Here is an 11,911-nt window from a genome sequence, read left to right on the forward strand (position 1 = left end):
TTATCCATATCAAAACTCCTTTAATAAAGATTTCTAAAGAAATTATGACATGGATATAGGGGCAAAACTAGGTGGGAAGAGTTTGACGCTTACTGGTTACTTATATCAGCCGGGTGTTAGGGAATCCTGTTGGAGAAAACGGAGCGAAAGAAATACTGTCTTATACAATAGGAGTGATTGGTTGGGGGGTATTAATGCAACAGCTTATTTTAGCAGGGTACAAAACATTTATCCCTTATCTAGGAGGGATCACTACTGTTCCATTAGTGTATGCAGCTACATTTGGACTAGGCTATGCTGCAAAGACCGTTTTAGAAGCTCGATTACATGATCAAAAAATTTCAAAAGAAGAAATTAAACGAATTTCTAAAGAAGCAACGAAACGGGCGAAGAGGGAAGCAAAAATTGAATGGACAATTGAAGGATTGAAGAAGGAATGGGCCAACCTTAAACAGCAGACAGAGGAGTTTAAACTTTACCTAGAAGATATATCACGTCTAGAGAAAGAGTTACAATATTACAGAGAAAAAATTAAAGATAATTCCTTACAAAATGTAGTTGAGGAAAAAGGATTAGAAGAGGTGCTTCAACAACGAATTAAAACTATTTCTGATCGACTTGCAAAGTATAATGGGGTGTATGTGAACCCACAAGTTGTTACCTACCTATCTCTATTATCGAAAGAGCATATCGATAGGGTAGAGAAAATAATAAGTATGTTGCACTTCGACCCAATGAAAATGAAGCAGTTAACTAAGCAGAACACTTCTGTTCTTTGGGAAGTTTCAATTGATCAAGTGGGAACGTTATTTTTAGATATCCAAAAGCAACCGATACAAATTCATTCCTTCGAACCGTTGCACGATGATCTTATCTGGTATAAAAAAATAAAGAACAAACATCTACGCAATAGTGAGATTCGACAAGTTTTCCTTAAAGCAATAGAAGAGACAAAATGGGAGCTTGATATTATTAGTCCGTGGATGAGCCATCGTGTTGTAGAAGAAGAATTGATGGACAAATTCGAAAAAGCCCTAAAAAGAGGAGTCGCCATCAAAATTTTATACGGTATAAACGATTCGAGTATTAGTAATTCCTCGCGTTCAGATCAAAGTGATGAGGTAGCCGAAAAATTACTTAGGCGTTATGCTGTGTATGGAGATAGATTTCGTATAATGCGTAAAAATACGCATTATAAGTTACTGATTTGTGACGAAGCATTTTATGTTCAAGGTAGCTATAATTTCCTTTCTTTCAAAGGGGAATATGATGAATATACACGAGAAGAAGGAGCGCAGTACTCAGAAAATATTGCGGATATTCGTCAACTCAGAGATATGTATTTTTCTTTCTAGTTTTTTAAATTAGATCCGGTGTATATTAACATGGTACGGTGTCACGCCCCGATGATTGTCGAGATTTGTAGAAGTAGAGAGTCATAGCGCGGCTCTCTGTTTTTGTATGTGTACTTCTCCGTGATTTTTTATTGTAGGAAATGTGCCCTCACATTTTGAAATTCAAATCGTTTCGTTAGGGACGCCTGCTGTACGATTAGGTGCGGCTGTTTTTGTTCTCGCTGTCGAAAAAGTGTATTTTGCGTTTTCACATTGCAGCAAGCGGGTTGGGAAATATCTTGTTGCGGAAGACGTATTTTGAAAATATTTTGGTGACGGGCTACGAATGTCGTTAATTGAGTTGTCGCGTAATACGTAAAGGGTAATATGTTCGAATAAAAATGCTAACGTTCTTTCTAAACTCCTCTGCTTTCGATATAGGCTTTGACAAATTCGCCGTAAGCTTTCTTATCTATTATGGGATTTACATAATTTAACTTTCGATCTTTATAAGTATAGTTCTCTCGAATCCAACGAAAGTCTTTATCGTTATTACTAACTAATATGGCATTATGTATAAGAGCCGCTGCTGCAACAAGAGCGTCTGGTGCTTTAATACTCTTTTTGCGTGTACGATCGGCTCTTGCTTTTCTTCTTATGTCAGCTGCTAGCTCCGTATCTTCTCTAGTGATGTCATAAATTTGATCAGCCATTTGAATATATCCTTTTCTATTTTCTCTTATATCAGGATCTGTTTCGATTTCGAAATGAGACATGATTTCCATCTCAATCAAGGTAGTCATAATAATTTCCGTTTCATCTTCAATCAGCTGTTCAATAAACTCTACTGCATCAGGGTAACCCATTTCATGTGCCGCATATATATTTGTATCAATTAGTATTTTTGTTGACACTGCTTAATCCTCCCACTCTTCTCTGTTTGCAATTTTGAGTGATTCCGCCACGCCTTCTTTGCTAAATAACTTTGCACTACCAGCCAGACGTTTGTGTAACGCTTTTTTTTCTTCTTTGGTTAGTTTTTTCTTTTCAGGTTGCACTTGAATGACCTCCTTCACTTGTCCTTCTGTTAGAACAGGCACTTCGATTCGGTAATGATGACGGTTCTGACGCACGATTCTCTTTAAAATTGGTCGTTTTGCTGTTCCAGTTGTTATATGATATGCGCCACGGTTCCCTTTTTTGTTAGTTCTCATTTGTATCCCACCTTGGTTGAGGTTTTATACACATTATACCATATTTCAAGAAGTCATGATACGGTCCACTGTCACGCCCCGAAGATTGTCGAAGTTTGATAGAGACAGAGAGTCGTTGGGTGGCTCTCTGTTTTTTCATTTCCGAAGCAGGAATGTTGTTTTTGCTGTCGAAAATATGCAACAAAACAGAAAGCGAGGTGTATATATGGCGGTTGACCATGATCGGTTGTTTAAGGAGCTGATTACAACGTTTTTTGAAGAGTTTCTTCTTCTCTTTTTCCCGCATGTGCATGAGCACATTGACTTTCAGCACGTGGCTTTTTTGTCAGAGGAACTGTTCACCGACGTGACGGCGGGGGAGAAGTACCGCGTCGATGTGCTGGTGGAAACAAAATTAAAAGGGGAAGACGGCTTGGTTATCGTCCATATCGAAAATCAAAGCTACGTGCAGCCGTCATTTCCTGAACGGATGTTTATTTACTTTAGCCGCTTGTTTGAAAAATACCGAAAGCGCATGTTGCCGATTGCGGTATTTAGCTACGACTATCTTCGCCATGAACCTTCCTCGTTTACGCTCCAATTTCCGTTTTTTGATGTGCTTCAATTCCGATTTCTTACTGTTGAGTTGCGCAAACAAAACTGGCGTGATTACATTCGCCACGACAACCCAATCGCCGCTGCGTTGTTAAGCAAAATGGGGTATACTGAAAGTGAACGGGTAGAACTGAAAAAACAATTTTTACGCATGATCGTACGCATGGAATTAGACGAAGCAAAGCAGCGATTATTAATCGGCTTTTTTGAAACATATGTCAAACTGTCAGACGAAGAAGAACAACAATTGCGAAACGAGGTGAACGAGATGGAAACGAAAGAAAAAGAACAAGTGCTGGAGTTAATTATTTCATATGAGAAAAAAGCGTTAGAAAAAGGCTTAAAAGAAGGAGTAGAGCGAGGGTTACAGCAAGGACTACAACAAGGACTACAACAAGGATTACAACAAGGCCTGCAACAAGAAAAGCGCCATATTGCGAAAAAGATGCTCGCGAAGGGCTACGACGTACAGACGATTCACGAACTGACAGAGTTGCCTGTAGAAGAGATTGAGAAGCTGGAGGAATATCGTGCCCTTGAAGAATAGTAGAGATAAAACTGTCCACTTTTAGCGGAAAATTATGATACGGTGCCTGTCACGCTGTTTTAGTGGATATGCCTCACCTGCGGACCCGAACATGACCTCGACCATAACGCCGCTCGGAATATCTTGAATGAAGGACTTCGTTTGCTGTCGTTGTAGCGGCAGCCCAACCGTGGGACGCACGGGGATGGCTTGGTAAAAAACCTACCGTGGGGCGGGTGTTCTCAAGAATCTCCCACCTCTAAGCGTACGCGTAGGTGGGAGAGCGTTCAATATAATGTAACCATGCTTTCGAGTGTAAAAACCGCTTGTTGGAAATCCAAAGCACCTTTTGCCATCTTGTTCACCTTCCTCGTCTCCAATGGCACTAGTATAGATAAGGGAAGCAGGAATAAATGCGATTTTACAAGCTTTTCCTATTCTATGAAGGGGATGAATAGTTATCATAAATCATACGAAATCAAAGGATAAGATCGTAACGCTTTTTGCATTTATTATCACTCTTTGTACATGGTTAGGTGCAAAAAAAAGATAGCTCAGCCCTGCCTAAACGGTAGCGGGGAAAAGCTATCTTGCCGAACTTTTGTGCTATCAGCCCTGCCTAAACGGTAGCGGGGAAAATAACACCTTGTTGTAAATAAATATAAGTCATAAAATTTTTTTAGTCAATAGAGTTTGGTAAAAAAAATATATCAATTGAATAAGAAAAAAGAGGTGTACATCAATCTATGTACTACTTGATTTATTTTGATGAGAGTAATAAAATTGACCAATTTGACGTTGAGTATTCTTATTATGGTGCTTATGGAAGTACAGATATATCGATGGCAAAAGTTGTTAGAAAAGTTCGGGACATATTTAAACAATGTAAATCCTTTAGTGAATTACACTTTCGTGAGTATACTAAAGACAACCATGTAAAAAAATACTTTCAAACTCTCCATACAGTTATCAATGAGGATGTAAAAATAAACATTCTTATCGTTAATAATAAGGATGCCTTATATGCTGCGCAAAGGATAGGATTAACTACTCCTGAGTTGAGAAATTTATTTTATATAAAGATACCAGAGAGGCTGTTCTATGGTGTGACAAGAAATTTATCCGAATTTAGTGAAAATGATGAAATGATTAAAGGATGAAATGATTAAAGTTAAAATTAAAGTGGATCAGAACGACGAGTATGATGAGATTTTTCTTGGACATAAAATTATTGAACAGATGAACGCCCACTCTGCCTATAGAAACAAAAACTATCGAGTGGTTCGTGTCATGTCTCAAGATTCAGCTAAATCCATTCCTTTGCAAATAGTCGATACTTTTATGGGGATTGTTGTATTTTTGCTAGAAAAAAATTATCTCGAACAATCAAATGTTTCCAAAATAAAAAGCGATCTCATATATAGATTTCTGATCGAGCAAGATAACCTTAGTAGATTCCAGAAACAAATAAAGCTATACAAATGGACAGGCAGCGAAGAGCTTACTTCCATGAACATAAGTGATTATGTATCGCCTTTTATGGCCTATAAAGCGGCGTACGATGTGCAAGAAATGACACGCATCCAAAAAGTAATGCTTGAACATTCCCCAAAATCATTGAAAGAGTTGAGAGAAAAAGTGAACTATCCTAATACAATGCTAAATACACTTATAGCATATAAAGACCAGATTGAAGGACGCGGAAGAAATTATTCCGTCATATAACTGCATGGAAAAATGATGTAACATTTGGTTAGAGAGCCAGATTACTCGCAGGAAAACTTGACAGTCAGGTGAGACCATTTTTATTTGATTATGGTACCTATCACGCTCAAAAGCTCAAAAAACAGAGAGTTCACCTCTCTGCTTTCTCATTTCCAAAGCAGGAATGATACCGCTTTTGTCGAAAAATATGCAACAAAACAGAAAGCGAGGTGCATATATGGCGGTTGACCATGATCGGTTGTTTAAAGAGCTGATTACAACGTTTTTTGAAGAGTTTCTTCTTCTCTTTTTCCCGCATGTGCATGAGCACATCGACTTTCAGCACGTGGCGTTTTTGTCGGAGGAATTGTTTACCGATGTGACGGCGGGGGAGAAGTATCGCGTCGATTTGCTGGTTGAGACGAAGTTGAAAGGGGAGGATGGTCTGATTATCGTCCATATCGAAAATCAAAGCTACGTACAGCCATTGTTTCCCGAACGGATGTTTATTTACTTTAGCCGCTTGTTTGAAAAATACCGAAAGCGCATGTTGCCGATTGCGGTATTTAGCTACGATTACCTTCGAAATGAACCTTCCTCGTTTACGCTCCAATTCCCGTTTTTCGATGTACTCCAATTCCGCTTTCTTACTGTGGAGTTGCGCAAACAAAACTGGCGTGATTACATTCGCCACGACAACCCAATCGCCGCTGCGTTGTTAAGCAAAATGGGGTATACTGAAAGTGAACGAGTGGAATTAAAAAAACAATTTTTACGCATGATCGTACGAATGGAATTAGACGAAGCAAAGCAGCGATTGTTAATCGGCTTTTTTGAAACATATGTGAAGCTGTCGGATGAGGAAGAACAGCAATTACGAAACGAGGTGAACGAGATGGAAACGAAAGAAAAAGAACAAGTGTTAGAGTTAATCATTTCGTACGAGAAAAAAGCGTTAGAAAAAGGCTTAAAAGAAGGAGTAGAGCGAGGGTTACAACAAGGTCTGCAGCAAGAAAAACGCCAGATTGCGAAAAAGATGCTCGCGAAAGGCTACGATGTACAGACGATCCATGAACTGACGGAGCTGTCTGTGGAAGAAATTGAGAGGTTGAAGTGATATCGTGTCTGTCAAAACCAAAAGAAACTAAATTTCGTGATGCCTGTCACGCCCCTGAAGCATATCGAAGTTCGCTAGGGAGAAAGATAAAAAATTGCCCACTTTTATCGGAAAATTATTTTTCATTCGCAAAAGAGCCATTTCGCGGCTCTTTTTTTGCTTTTGCCGCGAAAAAAGGCGCCGCAAAATTCAATTTTCTTCATTTGCATTTCCCTTATTTCCCGGTTTTAATCAAATTGTACCTCTACATTCCACGAAAGGATGATCCTCGTGCAATACCTCGATTTGAAAATGGATTTTATGTTTAAGCAGCTGTTTGGCCATCCGAGCCGAAAGTCGATTACGATGGCGTTTTTAAACGCGCTGTTGCATCGGAAAGAAGATGACCGAATCGTCGATGTGCAGTTTGAAAATACGGAGCTAACGAAAGAAACAGAAGACGGAAAAACCGGACGGCTAGACGTCATCGTTCGGACGAATCGTGGCGAGCGCATTCATGTTGAAATTCAAATCATCCCGCAATACGGCATGCCGGAACGGCTGTTGTATTACTGGGCGCGGTTGTTTTCGTCTTCTTTATCAAAAGGAGAACGATATGACACACTTCCCCCGACGATTATGATTGCCATCCTCAACTACCCACTTTTTCCGCACGAAACTGACCGCTTTCATACGATATTCCACATCCGTGAAGATGAAGAACACTTTCTTTGGAGCGATCACCTTGAATTTCATGTGCTTGATTTGTCACAATTTATGGTAAAATGGAAGAAATACCGCTGGGATGTGAAGCAGTCACCCGAATGGCCGTGGCTGACGATGTTGTCGGCGGTGGATGGACGGACAAAAAAGGTGGATGAGGAAATGGTTCGCGAATTGGAGGGAATCGCGATGACAGAACAAGAAATTTTAGAGGCGTTAGAAGAATGGCAAAGTTTGAGTGTGGATCCGGAAAACCGCTATGCATACGAAATGCGGTTGAAATGGCTACTTGACCAACTATCGAACATTCGCGGAAGTCGGGAAGAAGGGTTGAAAGAAGGGTTGAAAAGGGGATTGGAACAAGGAAGGGTTGAGGGATTGAAAGAAGGAATGAAGCATAAAGAACGAGAAATGATTCGAAAGATGGTGGAAAAGGGGATGAGTATTGCCGACATCGCCCACATGCTTGACTTGACGGAGGAAGAAGTTCAGAGAATATGGGAAAGTTGATGCCGTGCCTGTCACGCCCCGAAGAGCACGTGTCGTTTTTGTCGGAGGAATTGTTCACCGATGTGACGGCAGGGGAGAAGTATCGCGTCGATTTGCTTGTTGAGACGAAGTTGAAAGGGGAGGATAGCCGTGGCTTCGGTGCCTGTCACCTGTCGATGAAACCGTATGAAACAATGCTTGATGTCGCGAGGTGATTCGATGGTCGTTGACTATGACCGATTGTTCAAAGAATTAATTCAAACATCCTTCTCTTTTCTCAGATATGTACGAACATATTGACTTTTGGTATTTGTGGAGTTTGCCGAAATATCTGTTTTCAGCTATTTGAAAGAGTGTGTCTATATTTTGGATATACTTGGTTGGTGTTGAATGGTATAATAAAAATATACAGAAAGTGAGGGATAGCAATGGGAAATGTAGACATTTTAAAAAATCATAACGAAGATGAGCGCCGCGACTATGTGCATATTTTTCAATTAGTTAGGCGGGCGTTACAGGAAGCGAATTTATTGCAGTTGACTGTCATTGAAGAACAAACAGATAAATTGATCGTGAAGCCGAAACCGTTGAGTATGGAGGATAAAGTGAAAGCTTTTGAAAGCCTAGCAGGTAGTGCTGTTCTCGCTGGTGAAAATGTAAAAGAGTTGCTTAAAATGGCTAATCGGGAAGAAGAATGGAGGAATAAGGAGTTTGAGTAATATCGCACTCATTGATAATAATATTTACGTTTATCATTATTTGGGCTATGAGCCAGTGAAACACCTCTTCACTCAACTGTTAAATGATGGTTTTGAAATCGCAATGTCTAGTGTTGTTGCGATGGAGTTTCTTTCATATGAAAAGATAGAAACGAACGAAGCGATTCGTCATAAGCGATACGGCTATATTCAGACAGCAACGCTATACAACGTGGACTTCGAAATAGCAGAAAAGGCAGCCGAATTGCGGAGAAAATGTAAGACGGAAACCGGAAAAACATTAAAAGCAGGGGATGCGCTTATTGCTGCTACAGCGATTGTAAAAGGAATGACATTGTTTAGCAACAATGATAAAGATTTTGTACGTTTGCAAAAATGGGGATTGAATTATGTGAATCCTATTCAAGATCCAGAAGACTTGCAAACGTTTATTCATAAACTGTTATAAGACCGTTGCTCTGAATGTTTATCATTCAGCCCTTTTTTGAAATTCCACATGTGCATGATGTTGTCTTCTCATTCAATGTTTTTGTCACGCGAGCTTTTTGCGATGGTGAGTTTTTCAAAGAAACATTATACTCCTATGTTCACAGATCGTTATCTCCTTACTTTTCCTTACAAACCCATATTTCCACATTTGCATTTTTCTTCGTCCCTCAGTATAGTATGCCAGAATGCCTGTTGTACTGTACTATTGGCACGGCTATTTTCGTCTTCCTTATCAAAAGGAGAACGGTACGACACACTCCCTCCGACGATTATGATTGCGATCCTCAACTATTCGCTCTTTCCGCACGAAACCGACCGCTTCCACACTCACATCCGCGAAGACGAAGAACAGTTTCTTTGGAGCCATCACCTTGAATTTCATGTGCTTGATTTTTCGCAATTTATGGTAAAATGGAAAAAATACCGTCGGGATGTGAAGCAGTCACCCGAATGGCCGTGGCTGACGATGTTGTCGGCGGTGGACAGCCGGACGAAAAAGATCGATGAAGAAGTGGTTCGCGAATTGCAGGGAATCCCGATGACTGTCACCTGTCGAAAAGGGAATCGAGTACCATTGTGGTGTGACAGCGCAAATATGACTTGTGTTGGTCGGGGGGTGTCAATCACCATGATGCAACCTCAAGTCAAGGAGGAAGAGCAACGTCTGCTCGCACTGCTGGGGAGTTGACATCCATATTGTGTATTTTTTACTTGCCAAACGCAGGTCATTGGAGGTCTTATTTTTTTATGAAAATTGTTTTTAGGTAATTTATAAGAAAAGGAAAGGACGAAATCATATGGGAACTCATTATACTCTGACTGATGTGGAGCGATTGGAGTTGTATTTAGGAAAGAAAGCAGAAGAGTATAAAAGGAAGTGGAAAGGGAATGAACATTGGTCTGTAGATGAGCCAACAAAAATAAAACGGGTTTGGAAAAGACATCCATGGAATTGGTTTTGGTTTTTGATTTGGGAGTCTTGGCTTGTATATCGCTCGATGTTAACAGAAGCCGTTTTTTTCGGTGTTTTTTTTGTTTATCATAATATTTTAGCTGTTTTTGCCGATGTGTTGCTTGAAAATCAGGTAAAGAGAAAGTTAAAAAAAATAAAAGAGAAAGGGTTGAGTAGAGAAGAAGAAGTTTTTGTTTTAAAAGAGTTAGGGAAAAAGAGTGTATTTTGGCAACGTGTGTGGCTGGTTCTTTTGGGAGATGTTGTTTTTGCGTTGATTGGTATATATATTATTCTTAAATAATTTGTACGTTACACTGTCACCCGCTGAAGATCATCGAAACGAGTGGAATTAAAAAAACAATTTTTACGCATGATGGTGCGCATGGAATTAGACGAAGCAAAACAGAGATTGTTCGTCGGTTTTTTTGAAACATATGTGAAGCTGTCGGATGAGGAAGAACAACAATTGCGAAACGAGGTGAATGAGATGGAAACGAAAGAAAAAGAACAAGTGTTAGAGTTAATCATTTCGTACGAGAAAAAAGCGCTAGAGAAGGGTTTGAAAGAAGGAGTGGAACGAGGGTTACAACAAGGATTACAACAAGGTCTGCAGCAAGAAAAACGCCAGATTGCGAAAAAGATGCTGGAAAAAGGGTACGACGTACAGACGATTCATGAACTAACGGAGTTGGCTGTGGAAGAAATTGAGAGGTTGAAATGATATGGTGCTGTTCCTCTTTTTTAAACATGACTTTATATAACTAAGGGAGTCATTCGGCTCCCTTTAATTATGTATGCATGTGTGTCAGTAAGAAGGAAAAGTACCATCTTAATTTAGCAAAAAATGTTCAAAATTTACTGTGGGTTTCTACAATATTCGACAACGTTTTCTTTGACGTTTCAGTACGATAGAATTGACGGATATTTTCAATTTATAAGGGGAGAAGAAACATCACGGGAGATGTTTTATCTCATTGTTGTTTTGTTTCGTTCTAGCAAATGCCGTTATTTTGCATCGATACGGAAGGGTGCCGAACAGAACCGGTGATCACGCCCAGTTACTGCCGGAAATCGAAAAGAGAGGGAGAAGAGGATATGGGAAGATGGCATATTGAGCGCAATTTGCAAAATGCTGATTGGAAACGAATGAAAGAAATATACGAATCCGTTGGTTGGGTGAAACATACGGAAGAAATCATTCAGCGCGTGTTTCAAGCGAGCAATATCGTGGCGCTTGCCTTTTCCGAAGGCCGCCTTGTCGGATTTGGTCGCGCCCTTTCTGACGGCGTGTTTAATGCGGCGATTTATGACGTCGTCGTTCATCGCGATGATCAAGGTCGAGGCATCGGGAAGGCGATTGTGGAAGATTTGCTTGCGCAGCTTGAGGCCGTGTCGTGTGTCCATCTTATTTCCACGACCGGAAACGAGCCGTTTTATATGCAAACAGGTTTTCGCAAAGCGAAGACGGCGCTCGCCCGCTATCAAAGCGCGGAGTTGGCAACGCAGTATTTGGAAGGGGGAAACAACATTGAACATTCGCCACGCAACGGTCGATGATGCCGAACGGCTCGCTGCGCTCATTTTGCAAGTCGAGTCGGAGTCGGACTATTTGCTGTTTGAAGCGGGGGAACGCAAGCTCGCTCCCGAACAGCAGCGCAGTCACCTCGAAGCGATCACGAACGAAGACAACGCGACTATATTGCTTGCCGAGACGGATGAAGGGGAGTTGGTCGGCTATTTATTGGCAAGGGGTGGATTTGCAAGACGAAATCGACATTCCGTTTACATTGTCATCGGACTGCTCGCCGCTTTTCGTGGAAAAGGAATGGGCACAATGTATATTAAAAGAGAAAGCGAGGTGAACAACCATCATGATGGTGAATCGAGTGGAAAGGCATATGATTTGCGCCGCTCATCCCTATTATCCGATGCTCGACAAATATTGTTTTCGGTCAAAAAACTTGTACAACTTCGCCAACTATCAAGTCAGGCAAACTTTTTTTCAACATGGCACATACCTTTCTTACAACAAGCTAGACAAACTGCTCAAAACGAAAGGAATGGACGCAGA

Annotated in this window: 15 protein-coding genes and 1 pseudogene; 14 read left to right on the forward strand and 2 right to left on the reverse strand. The window is 40.6% G+C overall.

The annotated features are described in order from the left end of the window. Nucleotides 1–194: 194 nt before the first annotated feature. Nucleotides 195–1,355, forward strand: coding sequence for a phospholipase D-like domain-containing protein (locus GGR02_RS16865; protein WP_183186101.1), 1,161 nt, complete (start codon nt 195–197; stop codon nt 1,353–1,355). A 395-nt stretch (nt 1,356–1,750) separates the two neighbouring features. On the opposite strand, the gene GGR02_RS16870 is transcribed toward GGR02_RS16865, so the two are convergent. After that, nucleotides 1,751–2,248 carry a PIN domain-containing protein gene (locus GGR02_RS16870; RefSeq protein ID WP_183186102.1) on the reverse strand — a complete coding sequence of 166 codons (498 nt, stop codon included), beginning with the start codon at nt 2,246–2,248 and terminating at the stop codon, nt 1,751–1,753. A 3-nt stretch (nt 2,249–2,251) separates the two neighbouring features. Beyond that, nucleotides 2,252–2,548: a hypothetical protein gene (locus GGR02_RS17720; protein ID WP_229706286.1), complete on the reverse strand. Its 297-nt coding sequence runs from the start codon at nt 2,546–2,548 to the stop codon at nt 2,252–2,254. A 205-nt stretch (nt 2,549–2,753) separates the two neighbouring features. Between GGR02_RS17720 and GGR02_RS16880 the strand changes: the two genes are divergently transcribed. The 13 genes and pseudogenes from GGR02_RS16880 to GGR02_RS17735 form a co-directional block, all read left to right on the forward strand. Next, nucleotides 2,754–3,689, forward strand: a complete 936-nt coding sequence (locus GGR02_RS16880) for an Rpn family recombination-promoting nuclease/putative transposase (RefSeq protein WP_183186103.1) — start codon at nt 2,754–2,756, stop codon at nt 3,687–3,689. Between the two features lie 725 nt (nt 3,690–4,414). Beyond that, complete coding sequence (locus GGR02_RS17725; RefSeq protein ID WP_229706285.1) at nt 4,415–4,828, forward strand: hypothetical protein; 414 nt, start codon at nt 4,415–4,417, stop codon at nt 4,826–4,828. 1 nt (nt 4,829) lies between these two features. Next, on the forward strand, nt 4,830–5,393 hold the full coding sequence (locus GGR02_RS17730) for a hypothetical protein (protein ID WP_229706284.1): 564 nt from the start codon (nt 4,830–4,832) through the stop codon (nt 5,391–5,393). A 217-nt stretch (nt 5,394–5,610) separates the two neighbouring features. Further along, complete coding sequence (locus tag GGR02_RS16890) at nt 5,611–6,489, forward strand: Rpn family recombination-promoting nuclease/putative transposase (RefSeq protein ID WP_183186104.1); 879 nt, start codon at nt 5,611–5,613, stop codon at nt 6,487–6,489. Nucleotides 6,490–6,759: 270 nt separating this feature from the next. Then, nucleotides 6,760–7,701 carry an Rpn family recombination-promoting nuclease/putative transposase gene (locus GGR02_RS16895; RefSeq protein ID WP_311734045.1) on the forward strand — a complete coding sequence of 314 codons (942 nt, stop codon included), beginning with the start codon at nt 6,760–6,762 and terminating at the stop codon, nt 7,699–7,701. Continuing rightward, the gene (locus GGR02_RS16900) at nt 7,689–7,895 is read left to right on the forward strand and encodes a hypothetical protein (protein ID WP_183186111.1); all 207 of its coding nucleotides are present in this window, start codon (nt 7,689–7,691) and stop codon (nt 7,893–7,895) included. Before GGR02_RS16895 ends, GGR02_RS16900 begins: the two co-directional genes overlap by 13 nt. 213 nt (nt 7,896–8,108) lie before the next feature. Further along, nucleotides 8,109–8,399, forward strand: a complete 291-nt coding sequence (locus GGR02_RS16905; protein WP_183186105.1) for a hypothetical protein — start codon at nt 8,109–8,111, stop codon at nt 8,397–8,399. Next, entirely contained in the window at nt 8,392–8,847 is a 456-nt protein-coding gene (locus GGR02_RS16910) for a type II toxin-antitoxin system VapC family toxin (RefSeq protein ID WP_183186106.1), read from the forward strand. Before GGR02_RS16905 ends, GGR02_RS16910 begins: the two co-directional genes overlap by 8 nt. A gap of 246 nt (nt 8,848–9,093) precedes the next feature. Then, entirely contained in the window at nt 9,094–9,576 is a 483-nt protein-coding gene (locus GGR02_RS16915; RefSeq protein WP_229706288.1) for a PD-(D/E)XK nuclease family transposase, read from the forward strand. A gap of 109 nt (nt 9,577–9,685) precedes the next feature. Further along, on the forward strand, nt 9,686–10,141 hold the full coding sequence (locus tag GGR02_RS16920; protein ID WP_183186107.1) for a hypothetical protein: 456 nt from the start codon (nt 9,686–9,688) through the stop codon (nt 10,139–10,141). Between the two features lie 33 nt (nt 10,142–10,174). Beyond that, nucleotides 10,175–10,561: pseudogene (locus GGR02_RS16925) on the forward strand (DUF4351 domain-containing protein); the annotation flags it as partial. Between the two features lie 374 nt (nt 10,562–10,935). Beyond that, a complete protein-coding gene (locus GGR02_RS16930) occupies nt 10,936–11,397 on the forward strand; it encodes a GNAT family N-acetyltransferase (RefSeq protein WP_229706287.1) in 462 nt (153 codons plus the stop codon). Further along, the coding region (locus GGR02_RS17735) for a GNAT family N-acetyltransferase (RefSeq protein ID WP_375782326.1) at nt 11,369–11,911 on the forward strand (543 nt) is incomplete at its 3' end. The genes GGR02_RS16930 and GGR02_RS17735, both read left to right, overlap by 29 nt.

Source organism: Anoxybacteroides voinovskiense, assembly GCF_014196205.1.
GTDB classification, from domain to species: Bacteria; Bacillota; Bacilli; order Bacillales; family Anoxybacillaceae; genus Anoxybacteroides; species Anoxybacteroides voinovskiense.